General features: G+C 47.1%; 23 protein-coding genes. 20 read left to right on the forward strand and 3 right to left on the reverse strand.

The window, feature by feature from the left end:
• Positions 1-10 precede the first annotated feature (10 nt).
• The 13 genes from M5E81_RS02620 to M5E81_RS02680 all read left to right on the forward strand — a co-directional run bounded on the left by M5E81_RS02620 (position 11) and on the right by M5E81_RS02680 (position 12,476).
• On the forward strand, positions 11-1,267 hold the full coding sequence (locus tag M5E81_RS02620) for a glutamate-5-semialdehyde dehydrogenase (RefSeq protein ID WP_249747804.1): 1,257 nt from the start codon (positions 11-13) through the stop codon (positions 1,265-1,267).
• Positions 1,268-1,583: 316 nt separating this feature from the next.
• On the forward strand, positions 1,584-2,090 hold the full coding sequence (locus M5E81_RS02625; RefSeq protein ID WP_009145328.1) for a hypothetical protein: 507 nt from the start codon (positions 1,584-1,586) through the stop codon (positions 2,088-2,090).
• Positions 2,091-2,124: 34 nt separating this feature from the next.
• Positions 2,125-2,415 carry a hypothetical protein gene (locus tag M5E81_RS02630; protein ID WP_009145327.1) on the forward strand — a complete coding sequence of 97 codons (291 nt, stop codon included), beginning with the start codon at positions 2,125-2,127 and terminating at the stop codon, positions 2,413-2,415.
• Between the two features lie 34 nt (positions 2,416-2,449).
• Positions 2,450-2,875 carry a SoxR reducing system RseC family protein gene (locus M5E81_RS02635; RefSeq protein WP_009145326.1) on the forward strand — a complete coding sequence of 142 codons (426 nt, stop codon included), beginning with the start codon at positions 2,450-2,452 and terminating at the stop codon, positions 2,873-2,875.
• Between the two features lie 8 nt (positions 2,876-2,883).
• Complete coding sequence (locus M5E81_RS02640; protein ID WP_009145325.1) at positions 2,884-3,444, forward strand: Maf family protein; 561 nt, start codon at positions 2,884-2,886, stop codon at positions 3,442-3,444.
• A gap of 13 nt (positions 3,445-3,457) precedes the next feature.
• Positions 3,458-4,216, forward strand: coding sequence for a RadC family protein (gene radC / locus M5E81_RS02645; RefSeq protein WP_249747805.1), 759 nt, complete (start codon positions 3,458-3,460; stop codon positions 4,214-4,216).
• A gap of 14 nt (positions 4,217-4,230) precedes the next feature.
• A complete protein-coding gene (locus M5E81_RS02650) occupies positions 4,231-5,274 on the forward strand; it encodes a rod shape-determining protein (RefSeq protein WP_009145323.1) in 1,044 nt (347 codons plus the stop codon).
• A 13-nt stretch (positions 5,275-5,287) separates the two neighbouring features.
• Positions 5,288-6,136, forward strand: a complete 849-nt coding sequence (mreC, locus tag M5E81_RS02655) for a rod shape-determining protein MreC (RefSeq protein ID WP_009145322.1) — start codon at positions 5,288-5,290, stop codon at positions 6,134-6,136.
• Positions 6,133-6,633 (forward strand): rod shape-determining protein MreD, encoded by a 501-nt coding sequence (gene mreD / locus M5E81_RS02660; protein ID WP_009145321.1) that lies wholly within the window; start codon positions 6,133-6,135, stop codon positions 6,631-6,633. The genes mreC and mreD overlap by 4 nt, the downstream gene beginning before the upstream one ends.
• Before the next feature lie 32 nt (positions 6,634-6,665).
• Complete coding sequence (gene mrdA / locus M5E81_RS02665) at positions 6,666-8,498, forward strand: penicillin-binding protein 2 (protein WP_249747806.1); 1,833 nt, start codon at positions 6,666-6,668, stop codon at positions 8,496-8,498.
• Positions 8,499-8,516: 18 nt separating this feature from the next.
• The gene (gene rodA, locus M5E81_RS02670) at positions 8,517-9,623 is read left to right on the forward strand and encodes a rod shape-determining protein RodA (protein ID WP_249747807.1); all 1,107 of its coding nucleotides are present in this window, start codon (positions 8,517-8,519) and stop codon (positions 9,621-9,623) included.
• A 250-nt stretch (positions 9,624-9,873) separates the two neighbouring features.
• Positions 9,874-11,763: a TIGR03960 family B12-binding radical SAM protein gene (locus tag M5E81_RS02675; protein ID WP_249747808.1), complete on the forward strand. Its 1,890-nt coding sequence runs from the start codon at positions 9,874-9,876 to the stop codon at positions 11,761-11,763.
• Positions 11,763-12,476, forward strand: a complete 714-nt coding sequence (locus M5E81_RS02680; RefSeq protein ID WP_249747809.1) for a TIGR03936 family radical SAM-associated protein — start codon at positions 11,763-11,765, stop codon at positions 12,474-12,476. The genes M5E81_RS02675 and M5E81_RS02680 overlap by 1 nt, the downstream gene beginning before the upstream one ends.
• A gap of 94 nt (positions 12,477-12,570) precedes the next feature.
• Here M5E81_RS02680 and M5E81_RS02685 read toward each other — a convergent pair whose 3' ends face one another.
• The 3 genes from M5E81_RS02685 to M5E81_RS02695 form a co-directional block, all read right to left on the reverse strand.
• Positions 12,571-13,956 carry an IS4 family transposase gene (locus tag M5E81_RS02685; protein WP_249747153.1) on the reverse strand — a complete coding sequence of 462 codons (1,386 nt, stop codon included), beginning with the start codon at positions 13,954-13,956 and terminating at the stop codon, positions 12,571-12,573.
• 116 nt (positions 13,957-14,072) lie between these two features.
• Entirely contained in the window at positions 14,073-15,458 is a 1,386-nt protein-coding gene (locus tag M5E81_RS02690; protein WP_249747014.1) for an IS4 family transposase, read from the reverse strand.
• Positions 15,459-15,679: 221 nt separating this feature from the next.
• The gene (locus M5E81_RS02695; protein ID WP_249747810.1) at positions 15,680-16,507 is read right to left on the reverse strand and encodes a MerR family transcriptional regulator; all 828 of its coding nucleotides are present in this window, start codon (positions 16,505-16,507) and stop codon (positions 15,680-15,682) included.
• A 149-nt stretch (positions 16,508-16,656) separates the two neighbouring features.
• On the opposite strand from M5E81_RS02695, the gene M5E81_RS02700 reads away from it, so the two are divergent.
• The 7 genes from M5E81_RS02700 to M5E81_RS02730 all read left to right on the forward strand — a co-directional run bounded on the left by M5E81_RS02700 (position 16,657) and on the right by M5E81_RS02730 (position 23,096).
• Positions 16,657-18,846 (forward strand): TonB-dependent receptor, encoded by a 2,190-nt coding sequence (locus tag M5E81_RS02700; RefSeq protein ID WP_249747811.1) that lies wholly within the window; start codon positions 16,657-16,659, stop codon positions 18,844-18,846.
• An 87-nt stretch (positions 18,847-18,933) separates the two neighbouring features.
• Entirely contained in the window at positions 18,934-19,752 is an 819-nt protein-coding gene (locus tag M5E81_RS02705; RefSeq protein ID WP_249747812.1) for a 4Fe-4S binding protein, read from the forward strand.
• Entirely contained in the window at positions 19,749-19,943 is a 195-nt protein-coding gene (locus M5E81_RS02710; protein ID WP_249747813.1) for a hypothetical protein, read from the forward strand. The genes M5E81_RS02705 and M5E81_RS02710 overlap by 4 nt, the downstream gene beginning before the upstream one ends.
• Entirely contained in the window at positions 19,936-20,427 is a 492-nt protein-coding gene (locus M5E81_RS02715; protein WP_249747814.1) for a hypothetical protein, read from the forward strand. Before M5E81_RS02710 ends, M5E81_RS02715 begins: the two co-directional genes overlap by 8 nt.
• 228 nt (positions 20,428-20,655) lie before the next feature.
• Positions 20,656-21,207, forward strand: coding sequence for a hypothetical protein (locus M5E81_RS02720; RefSeq protein ID WP_249747815.1), 552 nt, complete (start codon positions 20,656-20,658; stop codon positions 21,205-21,207).
• A 161-nt stretch (positions 21,208-21,368) separates the two neighbouring features.
• Positions 21,369-21,722, forward strand: coding sequence for a CGGC domain-containing protein (locus tag M5E81_RS02725; protein WP_249747816.1), 354 nt, complete (start codon positions 21,369-21,371; stop codon positions 21,720-21,722).
• Between the two features lie 147 nt (positions 21,723-21,869).
• Entirely contained in the window at positions 21,870-23,096 is a 1,227-nt protein-coding gene (locus tag M5E81_RS02730) for a M20/M25/M40 family metallo-hydrolase (RefSeq protein ID WP_249747817.1), read from the forward strand.
• Positions 23,097-23,195 lie beyond the last annotated feature (99 nt).

The following is a 23,195-nucleotide window of genomic DNA, read 5'->3' on the forward strand; positions in this document are numbered from 1 at the left end:
GGTGAAGATTATGGCAACGTATGAATTGGTGAAGGCTAAGGCGCAGGCTGCAAAGCAGGCTGCAGCAAAGCTTGCCGTTACTTCTACCGCAGTTAAGAATGCGGCACTTTTGGCGATGGCTGCTGCGCTGGAGGCACAACAGTCTGAAATTTTGGCTGCGAATGAGCGTGATATGACTGCTGCTGCAGCCAAGGGCATGAAAAGCTCAATGCTGGACCGTCTGAAGCTGACTGCCGAGCGTATAAGCGGTATGGCTGACGGCCTGCGTCAGGTAGCAGGCCTGGCTGACCCTGTGGGGAATGTTATTGACGGCAAAACTCTGCCTAACGGTCTGCATATTACCAAAATTCGCGTTCCCCTGGGCGTTATCGGTATTATTTACGAGGCACGTCCCAACGTTACGGCGGATGCCGCAGGCCTGTGCCTGAAGTCCGGCAATGCTGTTATCCTTAAGGGCGGCAGTGAGGCGATGGAGTCCAATAAAACTGTTGCTGCGATTTTGGCGCAGGCTGCGGAGGGTGCAGGCATTCCTGCGGGCTCTATTCAGTTTATTGATACCAGTGACAGACAGGCTGTGCAGGATTTAATCCATATGAACGGCTTGGTGGACGTGGTTATTCCTCGCGGCGGTGCCGGCCTGATTCAGGCGGTAGTGCGTAATGCCAGCGTGCCGGTTATCGAAACAGGTGCGGGCGTATGCCATACCTATGTTGACAAGGATGCCGACGTGGAGATGGCTATGAAGATTGCCTTCAATGCCAAGGTGCAGCGTCCTTCCGTATGCAATGCAATGGAAACATTGCTGGTGCATAAGGATATTGCGGATAAATTCCTGCCGATGATGCTGATGATGTATAATTCCTCCGCCGTAGAAATATGCGGTGACGAGGCTGTGCAGGAGTACAGCGGTCAGGTGCATCCGGTAACTGAAGAAGACTGGTCTACGGAATACGGCGATTTGCGTCTTTCCGTCAAGATTGTGGACAGCATTGAGGAGGCTATGGCACATATTGCCAAATACGGCACCGGTCACAGCGAATGTATTGTTACGAATAATTATCAGGCGGCACAGCTTTTCCAATATACCGTGGATGCTGCTGCTGTTTACGTCAATGCTTCTACCCGTTTTACCGACGGCAACGAATTCGGCTTCGGTGCGGAAATCGGCATCAGCACACAAAAGCTGCATGCCCGCGGACCTATGGCGCTGCCGGAGCTTACGAGTACGAAGTATCTGATTAACGGTAACGGTCAGGTGCGCAAATAAGCTCATATGTAACGGTGTTGCTGAATGGTTAGCAATGAAAAACCTCAGGGATGACAGATGTTACTTAAGGCTGACGTAATATCAGATGCTATATTTTAATAAAGCATAATACTTACTGAAACCCGCTTCAATGGCGTAAGCCGGCGAAGCGGTGTTTTGCTTTTGCAGGAAAGCTGTCTGATGCAGGTAAAATTCACATTTTTGCACCGATTTTTATTGCCTGAGGTATATGCTTTAAGTGTAAAATTTGATATAATTAATTGGATAAGATTGCTTTGTTGCTACTGCACAATTTAGAAAGCTGGAGGGAACTCTTTTGGAAGAATTGTATCGTGAAGAATCTGGAACAAGTACGCAAAGAAAAATCTTTGCAGTGATTGCCTTGCTGATGATTGCGAGCCTTTATTGGCATGAATGGACCTGGCTGCAGGAACATAGACGCTTTGATATGCTGGGCTGGGGTATGGATACAGTGCTTTTGGCTCTGTGGATTTGGCGTGTAGCCTTTGGCTATACTCTGATACTCTATAAGGATATGAAGCTTGAGGTAATCAGCCACGGCTTAGGCTTTATTAAACGCAGTTATGTTGTTGACCTGACCCGTACAGAAAGCTTTACCGATAAATATGTAAAGAGCTTTTTCCGTAAAACAGCGATTAAGCATTACATCCATCGCTATAATTCACTTGATGAAAATCCGCAGCGCTTGCTGGTATTTACCGAAGGCAAGAAAAATAAGCTGGCGGGTTTGCTGTTTAAATCCAGTGATGAGTTTGTCCGTGTACTGCGTAAGGAAATGCCGGATAAATTCATTCAGCTTTAATTGATGATTGTTTTGGTATAGGAGGCTTTGACAGATGGAAACAATAGCTAACGTAGAACCGGTGGTAGTCTGCGCCCGCGTTATGCAAATATTTTTTGGTTCTTTTATTTACATTTATCTGATTGCCAAGCTGGTTGGCCCCGATAACAAATTGGCCTGGTTCAGAAAACGTAAAAAATATACCTTCTTTAACCGCCGTGGTATTTTCGGTGAGGATATTAACTTCGGTTATCCTGTATGCTGGCAAGGCGTTCTTGTTTTCCTGGCAATTTACGGCGTAGTTTTCGGCGTCGGTTACTGGTATATTTTCGTACATGCATATTAAGCTAAAAGTTTTATAAGAGGAAGGATTTGCTTCAATGGCAGAAATTAGAGGTATTGTTGTTAAAAAGCAGGGCGAGCGCGCTGAGGTAAAGGTTGATAAAGCTGAAAGCGAACTGACAGGCCTGCCTAAATACATAGATTGCTGGAACCCGGTAGGTGCTAAGGCCGGCGATGTAGTAGGTGCGGAATACCGCGATTTTGACCAACGCAAGGCTAAGCTGGTTATTTACGGTCTGCCGGTAGCAGGCATTCTTGCAGGTGTTGCCTGCGGACACAGTATGGCTACGTTCTTTCATATGGATGAATTGCCGTTTATTGCCGTCTGTATTGTTTTGTGGCTTTTGGTAACCGTAAACTATGCACGTATTTTTAAACGTGATGCGGTACGCGAAGGCAAGCAGGCTGTTATTTTTGAAATCCAGCAGCCGAAGATTGTTATTGATATGGGTCAAAAGGAATAGGCTGAAGCATGAAGGTTATTTTGGCATCAGCCTCTCCGCGCAGACAGGCGCTGCTGCAACAAATAGGTATTACTCCGTTGGTTTGTCCGGCGGATTTTGCCGAAGGCAGCGGAACTGCCAGCCAGGCGCAGGAGGTTGCTTTGTATAATGCAGCCGGCAAATGCGCCGCTGTAGCAGCAAAGATGGGAGATGAGCTTCCTGTAATTGCTGCAGATACAATCGTAGTAATTGATAATGTTATTTTGGGCAAGCCGCAGGATGCAGCAGCTGCCAAGGCTATGCTGCAGTGCTTGTCCGGACGTACACATCAGGTGATAACAGGCGTTGCTGTGCGCTATAAGGGACAGCAGCTGTCCAAGGTGTGCGTTACTGACGTAAGCTTTCGTCAGCTGACTGCTGAAGAAATAGATGCTTATATTGCTACAGGCGAGCCTATGGATAAGGCAGGAGCATATGGAATTCAGGGCAGAGGTGCTGTCCTGGTGGAAAAAATCAATGGCTGCTATAACAATGTTGTAGGTCTGCCGTTGTCATTGTTGTACTTAATGATGCAAAGATTGGGAGTATGAGGAGCTATGAAGAGTGACTAATCCTGCAGTAAGCAGGACCTGCGATTTTTGCAGTGATTTTAGTAGTATCGACAAAACAACAAACAAAGAGAGTATTAAAAATCTTCCCTTAGAGGACAGACCACGGGAAAAGCTTTTTCTGCGTGGGGTGGAAGCGCTGACGGATGCGGAGCTGCTGGCAATATTGCTGCGCACAGGCACTGCTCGAAAATCAGCGTTGGAGATTGCTAAGGAGCTCACGGCTGACGGAGGTCTGTACAGGCGTCTGGCGGGAGTGAGGGACTTAAATGAGCTTATGCAAATCAAGGGTATGGGGCAGGCCAAGGCAGCAACAGTTTTGGCAGCTCTGGAAATAGGCAGACGTATTGCGTCGGCCCGCCCTTTGGATAAAATTCGTTTTGGCTGTCCGCAGGATGGTGCGGCATTTTTGATGCCACGCCTGCGTTATGCCACAAAGGAACAATTTTTGGTAATTTTGTTAAACAGTAAGAATAAAGTAATAGGCACAGAGCTGGTATCAGAGGGTTCGCTGACCAACTCGGTGGTGCATCCGCGTGAGGTATTTCTGCCGGCGATTCTGCAGCATGCAGCCTCTATCTGCGTGGCACATAATCATCCTTCTGGTGATCCACAGCCAAGCATTGAGGACAGGAAGCTGACAGCTGTTTTGCTGGCGGCAGGACAAACGTTGGGGATTCCTCTTCTGGACCATCTGATTATCGGGGACGGTGCTTATTACAGCTTTCAGGAAGATGGAGCATTAGAAGTTTAGGAGGATAGTCGGAAATGAAGTTTACTTTCCCTAATATCAGTATTTTTAACAATATGTCGGATGACATGGGTATAGATCTGGGCACTGCAAATACGCTGGTGCATTGCAAGGATAAGGGTATTATTATCCGCGAGCCGTCGGTAGTAGCTGTTGAAAAGGATACTAACGAGGTACTGGCAATCGGTGCGGAGGCCAAGAGAATGATCGGCCGTACTCCCGGTAACATTGTCGCTATCCGTCCGATGAAGGATGGCGTTATTGCCGACTATGAAATTACTCAGTCTATGCTGAAATATTTTATTAAGCAGGCTATGGGCAACCGTACCTTTGTACGTCCGCGCATTCTGGTTGGTGTGCCTTCCGGTGTTACCGAAGTAGAAAAGCGTGCTGTTGTTGATGCTACTATTGAAGCAGGTGCGCGTGAGGCTTACTTGATTGAAGAACCGATGGCGGCAGCAATCGGTGCAGGCCTGCCTGTACAGGAAGCAACCGGCAGCATGGTTGTTGATATCGGCGGCGGTACCTGTGAGGTTGCCGTAATTTCTCTGGGCGGCATTGTTGTCAGCAAGAGCGTACGCTGCGGCGGCGATGCTATCGACAGTGCTATTGTACGTTATATCCGCAAAGCCTTTAATATGTTTATCGGTGAGCGTACAGCAGAAAATATTAAAATTGAAATCGGTACCGCAATGAAGGTTGATGAGCCTGCTGTTATGGAAGTTCGCGGCCGCGACCTGCTCAGCGGTCTGCCTAAGAGTATAGAGGTTAATGCCAACCATGTATGCGAGGCTGTTAACGAGCCTGTAAGCATGATTGTGGACGCTGTTCGTAACACATTGGAGCGTACACCGCCTGAACTGTCCGCTGATATTATGGATCGTGGCATTGTTATGACAGGCGGCAGCTCTATGCTGCGCAATCTGGACAGACTGATTTCTCAGGAAACCGGTATGCCGGTATTCGTGTCCGATGAAGCTTTGAACTGTGTTGCTCTCGGCACCGGTATTGCTGTAGAAAATATTGATATTTACCGCAAAGGCTTTATGACCTCTAAATAAGTAGGAATGCAGCATGAATAAGAAGGTTATGTTGGTAGCTTTGTTCATTCTGGTCCTGTTTTCCATGCTGGCGATGGCCGTAGCAGGCAGAAGCCGTTTTCCTTTGGTCAACAGAGCGGTGGCAGCAGTAGTGCTGCCGGTAGAAAGTATGCTGACCAGGTTAGGCAATGCCGGTGATGGCGTGCGTGGCTATTGGAAGGCATTGACAGTAATGCAGAGCGAAAATGCAAAGCTGAAACAAGAAAATATTGAGCTGCGTAATGCCAATATCCAGATGGCTTCGATGTATGCAGAAAACAGGCAACTGAGAGGCTTGTTGGAGTATAAGGAGCAGCATAAATCGCAGAAGGTTGTAGCAGCAAAGGTAATTGCCCGCAGCTTCGGCGATTTACGTGACTGCATATATATCGCTGCCGGTAAGGACAGAGGCCTGGCACCTGATATGGCTGTAGTAAACGGCGGCTTGGTAGGCGTGGTTGACGAGGTATATGATGATTATGCCCGTGTACTTTTGCTCACCTCTCCGCGCTGTCGTGTAGGGGCTAGGGTATTGCGCGCTGATTCACGTGCTGTCGGTGTAGCCGGCGGTGTCAGCGGCAAGGATAAGCTGCTGTTGGAGCATATTTACCGCGAAGCAAGCCTGCGTGAGGGTGATATTATCGTTACCAGCGGTTACAGCGGCAGCCATCCTGCGGATATTCTTATCGGTAAGGTTACTGCTACTCATATGGATAGTGTAGGTCTGCTGCAGGAAGCAGATATTGTACCTGCTGCTGATATTGCAGATGTTGAACAGGTATTGGTTATTGTTGGCTTTACGCCGGAAGCGAAAATCGTATTACAGGGAGGACAGGCAAAATGAGGAGACTGATTTGGCCCGTCCTGTTTCTGTTCTTAATGCTGCTGCAGGGTTCGATGTCTGTGTATTATACGGGCTGGCTTTCCTGTGATTTGCTGCTTTTGGCGGTATATGCTTATGCGATACTGCGCGGCGAAAAAGCTGGTGCGGTAGTCGGCGGTATCACCGGACTGCTGCAGGATGCAATGACGGTGGGTGTTTTTGGCTTCCATATTCTTAGTCGTATCTGTGTAGGTTATATAGTTGGCCTGACAAAGGAAAAGGTGTTTAAGGATAATTATCTTTATCATATGAGCGCAATTGCTACGATTACCTTTATCCTGCGTTTTGTTTACTGGTGGCTGGAACTTTTGCGCAGTGGCGGACGCTGGAGCATCTTTTTTGCATATTTATGGGATTCCCTGGGCTATATTATAGGCAATGCGCTGTTGGTATGGCCTGTTGTAGTTATAATGAAGATGATTTATGAATGGATCAGAAAAGAAGATATATCTTATTAACCAGGAAGCAGGAAAGGAGACAGACGTAGCCTATGGAAGATAGAAACCGGATAACCAGATTGCACACCTTGCTGGTTGTGTGTCTGGTATTATTTGCTGTGCTGCTGGGACGAATGGTTTATTTGCAGCTGTGGCGCGGTGATTACTACGCTAAGCAATCTGACGGCAACAGGCTGCGCCAGTCGCGTATTCTTGCTCCACGCGGAATTATTTATGATAGCGAAGGTAAAGAGCTGGTAAATAATTTGCCCGGTTATGCCGTAGTATTGCAGAAGCAGTCCAGCTATAAACCGGAAACACTGCAGCGCCTCAGTAATTTGCTGCAGATGCCTGTAGAAGAAATTAACGCTAAAATTAAGGCGAGTGAAAATTTTTATGAACCGATTATGCTGAAAAATAATCTTGATCAGCAGATGGTAACGAAAATAGAAGAACAGCGCCGCTATATGCCGGAGGTTATGCTTTCGGTGCAGCCTATCCGCAATTACCCATATCATGAGCTTGCTGTACATGCTTTGGGTTACGTAGGCGAGGTAAGCTCCTATGAAATTGAGCAGGGACTGTTTAAGAATATTAGTCAGGGAAGTCTTGTCGGTAAGGGCGGATTGGAAAAGACTTATGATAAATATCTGCGCGGTGAGGACGGCGCCTTTATGGAGGAGGTTGACGTTGCCGGTAACGTTGTCAAGCATTACGATTCCGTGCAACCTATTCCCGGCAAAAATCTGAAGCTGACGATAGATTACGAGCTGCAAAAGGAGCTGGAGGCTTTTACAGATAAGCATCTTGCCTTTCTGCGAAGCTCCGGTATTGCTCCCGGAGCGAGAGCAGCGGCGGTAGTAGCCATCGATCCGCGTAACGGTGCGGTAAGGGCGATGGTAAGCCGTCCAGGCTATGACCCCAACTGGTTTGTGCATGGCATTTCCTCAAAGAATTGGAATTCTATTAATAACGATCCCAATTACCCGATGAATAACAAGGTTATTACCGGTGAATATCCGCCTGGTTCTACCTTTAAGATTGTTACCGGCAGTGCTGCCTTTGAACTGAAAAAGGTTGGCTTGAACGAGCCTATTTTCGACGGTGGTTTTCATCCGATGGTTCCTACTATGGGTAACGCCGGCGGCGAGGTTTTAGGATGGCTGACATTTATCAAAGCGTTGGCGATGAGTGATAACGTTTATTTTTACGAGCTTGGTTATCGCGTCGGCATTGATAATATTGAAAAATATGCGCATATCTTTGGCTTTGGCGAACGCACCGGTATTGACCTGGAAGGCGAAAGCAAAGGCCTTGTTGCCTCTAAAAAAGTAAAGCGTGAAATCTGGGATGAGGACTGGCGCTTAGGCGATACCTTCAACGCTGCTATCGGTCAGGGTTTCAACCTGACGACACCGATTCAGCTTTCTGTTATGCTGAGTATTGTTGCTAATGGCGGTACTAAGTATCAGCCATATCTGGTTGACAGTATTATAAACAGTGATGGCAGTCTTTTTGAAAAGCCTAAACGTGCTGAAGGTAAGCATATTGATGTGTCACAGCAGACAATTGACTATATCCGCATGGGCATGAGTGCTACTACGCAGGAGGGTGGTACGGCATCGTACTTTGCCGGCCTGCCTAAGCCAATTGCCGGTAAAACCGGTACTGCCGAAAACTCTCATGGACGTGACCATGGTTTGTTTGTAGCCTATGGTCCGGTAGATGACCCTGAGCTTGTTGTAGTCTGCATTGTGGAACAGGGCGGCTTCGGCTCTGTTGCGGCAGGTCCTATTGTTTATAAAGCATTTGAAGAATTTTTCCAGGAAAAGGGTTATATGCCCCGCCCTGATAAGGCTGCCCCGAAAAAGGACACCATCCAATAATGCAGGAAGGAGTACATTGTGGATTTAAAACGTATCCTGAAAAATCTTGACTGGTGGCTGATTACTGCTGTGCTGATTCTTATGGGCTGTGGCTTGGGACTTATCGACAGTGCTACCCATTCCTTTGCTGTCAGCACCGGTAAGGCCTGGCATGTGCAGCGCCAAAGTATGTTTATGGTCTTTGGCCTGGCTATTGTTACTGTATCGTTGGCTTTTGATTACCGTGTTCTCAAAAATTATGCCACCAAGCTGTATATAATTAATATCATACTGCTTTTAGCGGTAATGTTTGTAGGACAAAGTCAATTGGGCGCACAGCGCTGGATTCAAATAGGCTCTATGTCCTTTCAGCCCAGTGAATTTGCTAAGGTTTTTCTCATTATCTGCTTAGCTACCTTTATGGATAAGCGAATTGAATGGTTGGAGGAATTTAAGGATTACCTGCCGGTTTTTGCATATATTCTGGTGCCGTTTATACTTGTTATGCGTCAACCGGACTTAGGAACCTCGCTGACCTTTATTGCTATCCTTATAGGTATGATTTTTGTCAGCGGCTTCAAGTATAAATGGTTCTTCCGCATGGGACTGGCTTTTGTGGCTTTGATGCCGGCCTTTTGGATGATTCTGAAGGATTATCAGAAGAACCGTATTCGTGTTTTTCTGAATCCGGAGCTTGATCCTTTCGGCAGCGGTTATCATGTTATTCAGTCTAAAATTGCTATCGGCAGCGGCGGATTTCTTGGCAAAGGCTGGTTGGCCGGAACGCAGAGTCAGTTGAACTTTTTGCCGGAAAACCATACGGACTTTATTTTTGCTGTTGCCGGTGAAGAGTTTGGCTTTATCGGAACGGTGTTTATCATTTCTATGTATATGATTATCATCTGGCGAGGTATTGCGATTGCGCTTGATGCAGATGACACCTTCGGCATGCTTTTGGCAACCGGTGTAACGTCTATGTTTATGTTCCATGTTATGGTCAACATTGGTATGACTGCAGGTATTATGCCTGTAACCGGCGTACCGCTGCCATTTTTGAGCTATGGCGTCAGCTCGCTGACGACGAACCTGATGTTGGTGGCGATTTTGTTGAATATTAAGGTGAAAAAACAGAGCTTACAGTTCTAAGGATGATGATATCAACCTTTTTATAAAATATTATAGGAATCGGTCGACGCTAAAGTGTCATATGCTTAGCAACGACTCCTAGGAGTACGTTTAGTACGCCGTCGTCGCCGTCGCTTCGCCTCTGATACTTTCTCGTCAACCTTTTTATAAAAAACTAGAGGGAGCGGTCGACGCTAAAGCATCATATCAGATAAATATTGACGAAAACTGTTTTGAATAAACCCTTCAATCATTAAATATAGAGGAGAATATGAATTTGAAAAAGGATTTAACTATTGATATTTTAAGCAGCGTGCAAAAGCCTGCTCGCTACACTGGCGGCGAGTTCGCCAGCATTGTTAAGCCTGCTGAAGAAGTAGAGGCAACTATTGCTCTGGCCTTCCCGGATGTATACGAAGTAGGTATGAGTTATCTTGGATTTAAAATTTTATACCATTTGCTGAACAAGGAAGAAGGAATTGCCGCAGAACGTGTTTACGCGCCCTGGATTGACCTCGAGGCGAAGATGCGTGAGCGTGAAATTGCGCTTTGTACCTTGGAAACTAAAAAGGCTCTGAGCGAATGTGATGTTGTAGGCTTTACTCTGCAATACGAGCTTTCCTATACCAATATCTTAAATATGCTTGATTTGGGTGGCGTACCGCTGCTTGCCAAGGACCGTACTGATGCAGACCCCTTTGTTATTGTAGGCGGTCCCTGTGTGTACAACCCGGAGCCTTTGACTGATTTCTTCGATTTTGCCGTTATCGGTGAAGGCGAAGAGATTTTGATTGAGGTAATGCGTTGCTACAAGGAGTGGAAGCGTGAAGGCAAACCCGGCGGCAGACAAGAATTTCTGCAGCGCGTGGTAAAAATCAAGGGCATTTATGTACCTTCCTTCTATGAAGCAGAATATAATGAGGACGGCACCTTTAAGGCAATTAAGCCGCTGCGCGAGGATATTCCTGCTGTTATCCAAAAGCGTGTTATAGAGGATATGAACAGCGTAGATTTCCCGACATCTCCGATTGTTCCTTTCGGTGAAATCGTTCATGACCGCATCATGCTGGAGGTTTTCCGTGGCTGCAGCCGTGGCTGCCGTTTCTGCCATGCAGGTATGGTTTATCGTCCGGTGCGTGAGCGCAAGCCGGAGGTGCTGATGGACCTGTCGCGTAAGCTGGTAGATAACACAGGCTATAATGAAATCAGCCTGGTATCCCTTTCCAGCGCCGATTATTCCTGCCTGGCTCCGCTGGTACATAAGATGATTGGCGAGTTTAAGGATGAACGCGTCAGCGTTTCTCTGCCTTCTCTGCGTATCGACAGCTTCTGTGTTGCTATCGCCAAGGAGGTACAGGCAGTGCGTAAGAGCGGTCTGACCTTTGCTCCGGAGGCAGGCAGCCAGAAGATGCGTGACGTTATCAACAAGGGCGTTACCGAAGAGGATTTGATGAATGCTGTCGGTGCGGCGTTTGAATCCGGCTGGAACAGCGTTAAGCTGTACTTTATGATCGGTCTGCCCTATGAAACCGATGAGGATGTACTGGCGATTGCTGATTTGGCACGCAAGGTACAGTATAAATATTTCCAGATTACCGGTAAGCGTGGTTGCAAGGTTACCGTAAGTGCTTCGTCCTTCGTACCTAAGCCGTACACTGCTTTCCAATGGTTTGCGCAGAATGATTTGGAAGAAATTCGCCGTAAGCAGTTCCTGCTGAAGGATGAAATCAAAAAATATAAGAATATCACCTTAAACTACCATGATGCCAAAACCGGTACGATTGAGGCTGTTTTCGCCCGCGGTGACCGCCGTGTAGGCAAGGCACTGCTGCTGGCATGGCAAAAGGGAGCGCGTTTTGATGGCTGGAGTGATTGCTTCTCCTACGAGCGTTGGCTGGAGGCTATCAGCGATGCCGGTCTTGATAAAGACTTTTACGCTGCCCGCGAGCGCGGTGAGCAGGAGGCTTTCCCGTGGGAGCATATCTCTCCTGGTGTCAGCCGCCGTTTCCTGTGGAACGAATGGCGTAAGGCTTACGCTCAGCAGCTTACGCATGACTGCCGTCGCGCAAGCTGTACCGGCTGCGGTGTTTGCCAGGCATTGGGCGTAAAAATCGTTGACTATAAAGAAGAGTATCAAAACAATGGGGAGGTACAGGCATAATGAAACTGCGTATGCAAATTACCAAGGATAAGGATATCCGCTTTATCTCCCATCTGGAATATGTGCGCACCATCGGCCGCGCAATCCGCCGTGCCAAGCTGCCTGCTGCATATTCCGAAGGCTTTAATCCGCATTTAAAGTTCAGTCTGGCTTCTGCGCTGGGTGTAGGCGTTGTAAGCTATACAGAGTTCGTAGAAATCGAGCTTGCCGAGCCGATGGAGGTAGAAAAGGCTGCGTTGGCTCTTGATGCTGCTTTGCCGCGCGGTATTCGCGTGCTGGCTGCCGATGCTGTTGATACGCATCACGCTGCCCTGATGAGTCAGGCGGCAGGTGCAAGCTATCGCGTAACGCTGCCTTATAGCAAAGACGTGAGCGCTGCTGTTGCAGAGTTCAATGCGGCGCCGGAGCTGCTTTTCAAAAAAGCTGCACCCAAGACGAAGGTCAAGTTCAAGGAAATCGACGTTAAGTTTTACATCCCGCAGCTTACTGCGGAGCAGACCGAAACGGAAACAATCTTCAGCTTTGACTGTAAAATTACGCCGACAGGAAGCATGAAGGCAGTAGATTTGCTGAATGCACTGAATGAGCAGTATGGTTTGGCGCTACCTGTTGAGATGGCCGATATTGAGCGTCTTAGACTGTACCGCAATAATAAAAACGGCAAGCCTATTCCAATGCTGAACAGTGATGCCGTAACCTTAGGCCGATTTTAGCTTAAGGCTGTAAAAATAAAAAACTCAAACTTCGCACACGGAAAACATCCCGTATGCCTTGATAAATCAGCTTGAACTGAATGTCGAAAGCCATTCACGCACACTTCTGTGCACGCAGACGACTCATCCAAAGAGCGGGCAGATCGTTCAGGAATCGTTCCAAGAGCGATTCGACCAGCAAGACTTCTGACGGATATTCTGCCCGAAGCTGCTCCGCAAACTCCTGCAACACGAGGCGAAGCGCTTCCATGTACTTCAAGTCCGGAAGCTCATCAAGCCCCAGATAGAAGAGCTCGCCGAGGCTTCGCCCATCCGTGTTCTCACGTTCCTCGACAGCCAGGAGCATATATCGTGTGCAGACGACGGCGACATGCGCCGTCATCGCATCGTAGGAGACGGAACGACAATCCTTGCCGAGCCGCAGGTAGGACTTGCACGCTTTGAAGAACACCTCGATGCCCCAGCGCTTCCCGTAGAGCTGGATGACTTCTTCCTCCGAAAGCGAGAGGTCTGTCGTGACGAGGACGAGATAATCCTTCCGCTTGTTGCGGTTCCGCACGAAGACCAATCGCACAGGCACGAGGGATTCTCCCTGTTTCGTCGCGACAGCATCGACGGACAGGAGGTAACGCGAGCGTCCGCGGCGTTTCTTGTGTTCCTTGTAGATGGCCTTGACGTTCGAGATCTTCCCTTCGCAGAGGTAGCGCACCTTCTTGCTCTTCTTTGCCATAGCGGTGACGTCATAGCCGAGGTCATGGATGGCTTTCAGCGACGACGGCGAGCAGAACCATGTGTCGAAGAGGACGTACTGCGCGGGGATTCCTGTCGCCTTGACCTCCTGCAACAAATTGAGGACGACGGCTGGCGCTTCCATCTGCGCGAGCTTGCGCTGCTTTCCGCCGTTGCTCCTGGCATCGACGGACGCGTCGGCCTCGTTGAGACGATTCTTTCCCTTCGATGTCGAAAGGAGGCAGAACGTGAGCGGCAGGAAGGTGTTCCCATCCGTCCAGCCAAGGACGAGCAGGCGGAAGCCCTTCGTATAACGGTGGCTCACATGGTCGTAGACGTTCGCCAAGAGTTCCACGCGCTTGGAGCGCGAGCGGCTGAAGAGCGAATCGTCGACGATGATAGCGCAACGACGTCCGGCGTCTGTCAACGGTTTGATGGTTTCGTTGATGATCCGCGCCGCAAGGAGCAGCGTGAACCTGCGCCAGTTCGTGTGACAGGAGTTCAAGAAGCGGTAGGCCGTGTCCTTGCCAAACGGCAGGGATTCCTCGTGAAGCCGGCGTTGCATGTAAAGCGAGCGGTTCTCGAAGATGATGCTGACGAGCACAAGGAACACCAGAATAGCGGAAAAGCCCTTGAGTTTGCATGCGTTGGCAGACCGCAAAATCTGGCCGATGCGATATTGGTGGAAGAACAGCGAAGTTTTCTTCGAAATGGATTCCATCTGATGGGTGGTTTGTGGTATAATTTGCATAGCATGAACCTCCGCTTTAGTATGTTTTGTTTCACATCTTAATTACTCAAACTTCGCACACGGAAAACATCCCGTATGCCTTGATAAATCAGCTTGAACTGAATGTCGAAAGCCATTCACGCACACTTCTGTGCACGCAGACGACTCATCCAAAGAGCGGGCAGATCGTTCAGGAATCGTTCCAAGAGCGATTCGACCAGCAAGACTTCTGACGGATATTCTGCCCGAAGCTGCTCCGCAAACTCCTGCAACACGAGGCGAAGCGCTTCCATGTACTTCAAGTCCGGAAGCTCATCAAGCCCCAGATAGAAGAGCTCGCCGAGGCTTCGCCCATCCGTGTTCTCACGTTCCTCGACAGCCAGGAGCATATATCGTGTGCAGACGACGGCGACATGCGCCGTCATCGCATCGTAGGAGACGGAACGACAATCCTTGCCGAGCCGCAGGTAGGACTTGCACGCTTTGAAGAACACCTCGATGCCCCAGCGCTTCCCGTAGAGCTGGATGACTTCTTCCTCCGAAAGCGAGAGGTCTGTCGTGACGAGGACGAGATAATCCTTCCGCTTGTTGCGGTTCCGCACGAAGACCAATCGCACAGGCACGAGGGATTCTCCCTGTTTCGTCGCGACAGCATCGACGGACAGGAGGTAACGCGAGCGTCCGCGGCGTTTCTTGTGTTCCTTGTAGATGGCCTTGACGTTCGAGATCTTCCCTTCGCAGGGGTAGCGCACCTTCTTGCTCTTCTTTGCCATAGCGGTGACGTCATAGCCGAGGTCATGGATGGCTTTCAGCGACGACGGCGAGCAGAACCATGTGTCGAAGAGGACGTACTGCGCGGGGATTCCTGTCGCCTTGACCTCCTGCAACAAATTGAGGACGACGGCTGGCGCTTCCATCTGCGCGAGCTTGCGCTGCTTTCCGCCGTTGCTTCTTGCATCGACGGATGCGCTGGCCTCATTGAGCCGGTTCTTTTCCTTCGAGGTTGAAAGAAGGCAGAACGTGAGTGGCAGGAACGTGTTCCCGTCCGTCCAGCCGAGGACGAGCAGGCGGAAGCCCTTCGTATAGCGGCGGCTCACATGGTCGTAGACGTTCGCCAAGAGTTCCACGCGCTTGGAACGCGAGCGGCTGAAGAGCGAATCGTCGACGACGATGGCACAACGCCGGCCGGCATCCGTCAGCGGCTTGATGGTTTCGTTGATGATCCGCGCCGCAAGAAGCAGCGTGAACTTGCGCCAGTTCGTGTGGCAGGAGTTCAAGAAGCGGTAAGCCGTGTCCTTGCCGAACGGCAGCGAATCCTCGTGAAGTCGGCGCTGCATATAGAGCGAGCGGTTCTCGAAGATGATGCTTACGAGCACGAGGAAAACGAGAATGGAGGAAAATCCTTTGAGCTTGCAAGCGTTGGCCGCGCGCAGAATCTGGCCGACATGATAACGACGGAAGAACGCCGAAGTTTTCTTCGAGATGGATTCCATCTGCTGGGTGGTTTGTGATATACTTTTCATAGCATGAGCCTCCGGTGCTTGGTATGTTTTTGAGCCAACATAATTATACCAAACTGGCAAGACTCATGCTATTTTTCTGTTTACAAAGCCTGGACTTTCAAGGGGTGCAGGGGATTTTTACCTGCGAAGTTTGAGTAAAAAAGAGCAAAGCCTGCTCAGTGCTTTGATGATTAGAAAACCCCGTGGCGTCTGCCACGGGGTTTTTGCGTGCCTTGGATATGCTATTTTATCTGCAGCTCCAGCTTGTAAATATACTTATCGGTATCACCTGTCAACCAGTAGTCGCATAGAGATGTGACATAAAGCGGTGATATCGGCGTAAGCTGATGCTCCTTGCAATATTCTGCCAGCATTTGCAGATACTTTTTGTTGTTGAACATGTAGACGCCTTGAAAATAAAGCGTCAGGTAATTGCCTGCGGGCTTTTGATAACAATGCGGTGTAGGGAGCTTGTCATGAAGCGTATAAAAATAATGCTTCAGATGCTTGCTTTCGAAATCCTGCAAAATTTCCGTATCGTAAATATAACCAAAGCCGTTGGTTGTTAAGGTAATATCGTTTTGCAGATTGCTAAACATTTGGGCAATATGGGTAGAACGCTTTTTAAAGCATTCATTTTCTTCGGTAGTATTGCTCAGATAAAGATAATGTGCCTGCTCATGGACAAGCATAATTTTATCCAGAGTAATGTCCGCAATATGGTCAAGCTTGCTTAATTCGCTTTGCAGCTCCGTTTTCATGGCTTGCAGACGAGCTATTTCCTGCGTGAAGAAATCTATGCGCTCATTAAATAAATCACGATAGTTTTGCGGCGAACGGTTAGCAAGATAATCCTTGATGCGCGCAATCGGCACATCAAGCTGGCGTAGCGTAAGAATCAGCTGCAGTAAAAACAGTTGGCTGCGCTTGTAATAGCGGTAACCGTTTTCGTCGACAAGCTCTGGCGTAATCAATCCCAGCTTATCATAATAAAGCAAAGTCTTGCGGGGAATTTTGCAAAGCTGTGATAATTCACCGGTCGTAAAGTAATTTTGTATATTTTTTGACATTTTTAGCATTCCCCCCTTGACTGTCTAGCTACTATACACAGTATTATAACATATAAAAGAGAAAATGCATATTAAGACTTAATCCAAATAATTTCAAGTGCTTAATACGCAACTCGTTGTTTTTTTGATGAGTGAATGGAGGTATATCTGTGAAAAAACTGGCTAGTAAATGTTTATTGATGAGCGCATTGATTTGTGGCAATGTACTCTGGGGGGGCACAACAGTTCTTGCTGATGAGGTTCAGGAGTATGAACTGGATGAGATGGTTGTAACAGCTACGAGAACCATGAAGCAGATTCAGGAGGTTCCGTCCAGTGTCAGTGTGGTAACGGCAAAGGAGCTTGAAAATCATAATGTAATATCTGTTCAGGATGCTTTACAATATTTACCCGGAGTATATATGGATCAATCTTCGCAAGGTGCTATAAGCTTGCGTGGCTTTGGCTCTACCAATATTCTTGTTTTAGTTGATGGCGTGCAGCAGAATGATACTTATGAAGGTTCGGTAAACTTTAATTCTATTCCGGTAGAAAATATTGAGCGTATTGAAGTTGTTCGCGGTGCAGGTTCTTCTATTTATGGCGGTCATGCCGTAGGCGGTGTAATTAATATTACTACCAAAGAAGCAAAGGCGGGTACACATATTGATGCTGCAGTATCCTATGGCAGTTATAAGACATGGAAAAAATCCATGAATGTGAATGCTAAAGTTAATGATAAATGGAGCTTTGGCTTAGGCTTTGAAAACAGAAAGGCTGATGGCTTTGATGGCTATTACAATACTGCAAAAGCTTCTTCAGGTAAAGGTCAATATACCGCAAATCTGCCGACATTAAGTGACGGCTCTTATGTTTACGGCGGTCGCGGTACCAGTGATTGGGATCATAAAACATATACAGCCAATCTCAAATATAACTTTGATGACAGCAAATCTTTGAAATATAGCTACACTAAGTACAAAACATATTTCGGCTATAAAAATCCGTATAGCTTTGTAAAGGATGAAAACGGTAATCCTGTGTACAGTGGTACAGTTACAACACAGCATGGTAATGTTATAACTCTCAAAGCAAGCAATTTTTACGGATATAACAATATCAACGAGCGTGATACTCATGCATTAGTGTATAAGGATGAAGATAATAAGTTCAATGCTTCCTTCAGCTATCTGAATGACAAGAAGAGCGGTTTCACAAGCGCGTCCGTACCAAAAACATATCCCGGACTTGATTGGGATGGTGCCGGCGGTTATTCTTCTCATCCAGGCAAAATTTATAATTTCAATATGGAAAAGGCCTGGGAAAATGTTGGCAAACACACCATTGTTGTAGGTGCTAACTTCAAACAGGAAGAAATGGTTCAGGATCGTTATACCTTAAAGCATTGGAAGGATGAGAATTCTAAGGATCAGTACTATGCTCACGATAAAGGTAAGGTACAAAATTTTGCATTGTTCGTGCAGGACGAATATAAAATGAGTGATCCTGTTACCATGTATTTGGGAGCAAGATTGGACTATTATAAGAAGTGTGAAGGTGTTTTCTGGAACACAACTACCAGTAATCCGTTAGATACAACTTCTCCGTCCGAAACTCATATCGAGCTTAGTCCTAAGGTTGCTTTTGATTATAAGGCTGATGACAAGACTCACTATTTTGTTTCTTACGGTCACTCCTTCAATCCTCCTGCTATGTATAAGATGTACAGATACTCTGAATACACCAGATACTGGTATGTTCCGAATCCCGACTTGAAGCCAGAAACCTCTGATACCTTTGAGCTTGGCATGAAGAAGGAACTGGATAAGGATACTAATTTCAATGTTACTCTTTATCATGTAAAGACCGATGATAAGATTGCTGCGTCCGGTATCCTGCCCGGAGAAACCTATATGGGCAAGGGCGTGAAGAAGTATATGAACTTCGATTCCGAAAAACGCAATGGTGTTGAATTTGAGCTTACCCATAAAATCAGCGATAAGTTTGATACCTATATTAACTATGCATGGCAACAGGGCAAATTGAAATTGGGCGGTAAGGAAAGCACCAACTTCGATATTCCGAAGCATTTATTGCATGCCGGCATTGAATATAATTATGATAAATGGAACGCTTTGCTCGATTGCCAGTATGTAAGTGCTCGTCAGGCTCCTGATGATGAAACCGGCGAGTATGGCGCAGAGGATGCATATTTCATTATTAATACAGCAGTAAACTATAAGATTGCGAAGAATGCAACCTTGCAGTTTGGTGTTACCAACCTGCTTGATCGCGAATTCTATTCCGGTGATGCAACCGGTGGCCGTACCTATAACGTTGGCCTGCGCTACAGCTTCTAATTACTTGCTTAACGTTTTTCAATAGCTTAAAATAGGGATAGGGTGTTTGAGTTACCCTATCCCTATTTGTTATCGAGGTGATTGCCTATGTTATATAACCTTAAACGTTTAACCGGTTACGCTCTTGGCTTTATATTGTTTTATGCGCCGGTGGCGCTCTTTCAGCGCTGCCTGTTCTATTTGCTTTACGGAAGCTGGCAGCCGCAGAGTATTCACGGCCTTTGCTTTCGTATACCGATAGAGCATGTGTTGGACGGAATAATCTGGCGACTGACACCGATAAGCATGCTGAGCACATTACTGCTATTGGCAGCAGCCTTCTTCCTGGGGCCTGTTTTTTGCGGCAGGTTGTGCCCGGCGGGTGCGTTTACCGAATATCTGTCGAAGCTGATGCCGTCAAAATTTCAAATCAGCTGGCATCGTTATACAGAAATTGCCCCCATCCGTTATGGTATGCTGGCAGGCTTTTGCCTTGTGCCCTTTTTCGGTGGCATTCTGGCATGCTCCTATTGCAACTTCTTTTTGTTCGATTTACTGGCCAACTATTATACACGAGGTTACTTTATTTCGCTGACATCCAGTCTGCTACTGACAGCAATTATGTGGGTGCTCGTCTTTGGTATCTTCACAAAAGGTGGTCGCGGCTTCTGCAATTTTTTGTGCCCGGTAGGTGCTGCGCAGGGACTGATGCATGCCATAGGCTGCAAGCTGCCGTTTGTACTGCGCATGCGTGTAGACAAAAACCAATGCATAGGTTGTGGCTTATGCGAAAAGAAATGCCCTATGGAATCCGCTGAGCTTGCTGAAGGCAAAGCGCAGATTAACCAACATAATTGTATCTGCTGTGGTGTTTGTAAGCATGCTTGCCCGGTGCAGGCTATTAGCTACGGGAGGAAACGCATATGAAAGGTAAGCTGATAAATTTTATTGCGGCAATGGGAATTCCCGTCAGCGGCATTACTACGCAGGGGGCAGGTTGTACAGGGATTTGCGGCAGCTGCAGCTTGAATTGCGCGCCGGGAATTGTTGCTTTACTGCTTTTGGCAGGCAAGGCAATTTACAAACGTTATCATAGCGGGGTGGTGCAGCATGAATAAGCAAATGTTGAAGCGTGTAGTTGCCTTTCTTTTGATGGCGGCAGTAATGGTAGGTCTGGTGTTTTTCCGCAGTGAAAATAATTACGACAAGCACTATTTCCGTGCCAAGCTGGCACGGGGGCAGGAGGTGCATTGCCGGATAGACCTGGGCAAGGAGGGCGAGCTGAAATATTTGCTGCAGCCTAATATCTATACCTTATATTTACGCTTGCTACCGGAGGATAAGCAAGCGCAGCTGCGCTGCGAGGGCGAAGGCCTGCAGATGTTGCTGTCGCGCAGCAGCAAAAAAGGCTTGTGGAAAAAGCTGGCGCCTGATGAGATGATAAAGCAGTACAAGGGACAGATGTCAGTGAGTGCTGAGCTGTATTTTTCGCTGGAGCAGCTGCAAAAGTACCATGTACAGCAGGGGAAAATCAAGTTTTATGATGCAAAGGGCCTGTATGGCACTGTCATTGTTGATGTAATCAATTCAAGAGCAAAGTGAGATTAATATGGTTTTCAAGCTGTGGGCAGAAGTCCTGCCTGCAGCTTTTTGCTTTATAAATAATAAAGATATATTCCTAAGTTTTCTTGCAATCAATTAGGAATAGTGATAAAATAGCGAATGAAAAAAGTAGTTAAATGATATATATAATTAATTGCTTTGAAGACTGTTGTCTTGGTGCGCAAAAGCAGTTATGATAGCTGCTGATGTTAAAAGGAGGCTTATATTATGGCTGAAGAGTTTAACAAAAATCAACAAGAAGTGAAAAATGAGATTCGTAAAGGGATAGTTGAGCGTTTGCTTGGTAGCAAGCTAGATACAGAAAATGCAGAAATGCCGATAAGGTCCAGCTTCGTGAATCATAACTTGGATGATTACAATATTATAGATACTCATTATCAGGCTTTAAAAGAAGAAGTTTTACATGAGCTGGGAGCGTATCTTTTACACAATAAAAGCACTAATGCGAATGATGAAATGCCTATCAGAGCAAGCTATGTTAATCACACACCTGCAGATACCCGTATTCTCGATGGTCATTACCAAAAGCTGAAGGATGAAATCTGCTATGAAATTGCTCAACAGGTTGTCGGTGACAAGGTTGCTGTCGAAAAGGATGCTATGGCAATTCGTGCAAGCTATCTGCATGAGTTGCAGGAGCAGGGAAGCCTGAATGAAGCTATTGCCAAACGCCTGCTGGCTAAAGGCATGAGCATGGCTGATGTTGCTGAGGCTATGCAGATGCCTGAGGAAAGTGTTGCTAAGCTGCAGAAAAAATAGGAAAGGCGTAGCAGTTAACAGGTTTTTGAAAGCAGATAAATTATATTTTCATCTGTCGACATTGCACAAGCTGTCTATTGCCAACCCTCCTCAATAATGATAAAATCAAATGAACAGCAAGGCTTACAATGCCTGCAAGTTATTTTTTGGAGGAATATATTATGAAGAAAATAGCAATTCTGCGCTGCCTGAAAACCTCCGCTTCCTGTGCGGGAGCAGGTTGCCTGCGTGCTCTGTATGAAAAGGATAAAGCCTTTGCCCAGTATGGTGATGAGGAGCTGCGTCTGATGGCGATGTGGACCTGTAATGGTTGTGGTGATTCCATGCTGGAAAACCAGGAAGGCATCCGCAAGAAGATAGAGCGTATGAAGGCGTTGGAACTGGATGCTTTGCATATCAGCCACTGCACGCACAAAAAGGATGACAATGGAGAAAAGCATCTCTGTCCCAAGATTAAAGAGATTATTGATGAACTGCAGAAAGCAGGAATTACCATCGTAGACGGCACTCACTGAAAAATATATAAAGTTTGGCAAAGCAACAGTCAGTAATGGCTGTTGCTTTTCACTTTATCAACTTAAAAAAATCTCCTGTGGCAGGATTTTTTACACACCCTAACGAATAAATATAAATATGATTCCGAATACGAAAGGGGTAATAAAATGAGAGAAGCCGTAAAAAAGTATATTGCCGAGCATTATGAGGATTATGTGAAGGATTTGGAAGCCTTGACCAATATTGACTCCGGTAATGGTGACAGAGAAGGCACAGAGGCAGCAAATAAATTTGTTGCTGAAAAAATGACAGCTATCGGTGCTACCACGGAGTTCAGATATAATGACAGAGCCTGCCATCTGATTTCCCGCTTAAAGGGAACAGGCAAATACACGATTCTGCTTGTTGCCCATGTTGATACAGTATTTAAAAAGGGTGAAGCTGCACGTCGTCCGTTCCATGTTGACGAAAATAACTTTGCCTGGGGACCGGGCGTAGGCGATGACAAGGCTACCGTTGTAGAGGTTATATATGGCTTGGAGGCCTTGAAGGCTGCAGGCTTTGATAATTTTAAGGAAATTATTTATTACACTAACGGTGAAGAGGAGGGTGGCAGCAAGACTGCCGAGGATATCGTGGCAGAGCTGTCACAGCAGTCCGACTTTGCGATTATTATGGACGTTGCCCGTCCGAACTGGGGCATTGTTACCCAGCGTAAGGGAAATGCCAAATATCGCGTTGAGGTTACCGGTAAGGGCGGACACCACGGCAACGCATCTCAATCCTGCGCTAACGCTATTCACCAGCTGGCATACACGATTACCGAGCTGCAGAAGCTTGCCAGCCCCATGCCGGGAAATCCGGAGGATTATACGGCAGCAGCGCTGAAGGCGCGCGGCATTGTGGATGCAGGCCAGTTCATTCCGCAGAATACCGTAAATGTTGGTGTAATCGGTTCTACCAATGACAAAATCAGCGTTATTCCGGGTGATGCCTTCTGCGAGGTAAATATCCGTTGCTTTACGATTGAAGAACAACAGCGCATTGATGCTGAGGTTAAGGCACTGGCAGATAAGGTGGTTATCCCCGGCACCAGCATAAAGATTACCGGCGGCATTGTTACCGGACCGATGCAGAAAACCGCACAGGCGCAGAAGATGGTTGATGTATATAAGCGCATCGTCAAAGAGGAATACGGCGCTGAGGTGAACGAATGGGTAGCAGGCGGTCTGACCGACGGTAACCGCACAGCGAAGTTCGTACCGACACTGGATGCTTTGGGCGTAGAAAACTATGATGAGCATACCGACCATGAATCTGTAGATTTGAACACCGCAGTTCCCAGAACGACAGCCTTTGCTTTGACACTGGCGGAGCTGGCAGAAACCTTCTGATAAAAATTTCATAATGAGTTGAAAGCTTTCCCCGCGTACTGAATGTGCGTCGGGGAAACTTTTTTGCTATATTCTGACTTTCTGCCGACCTTTATCTGT

This window comes from Phascolarctobacterium succinatutens (assembly GCF_023497905.1).
In the GTDB taxonomy this organism is placed as follows: Bacteria; Bacillota; Negativicutes; order Acidaminococcales; family Acidaminococcaceae; genus Phascolarctobacterium_A; species Phascolarctobacterium_A succinatutens.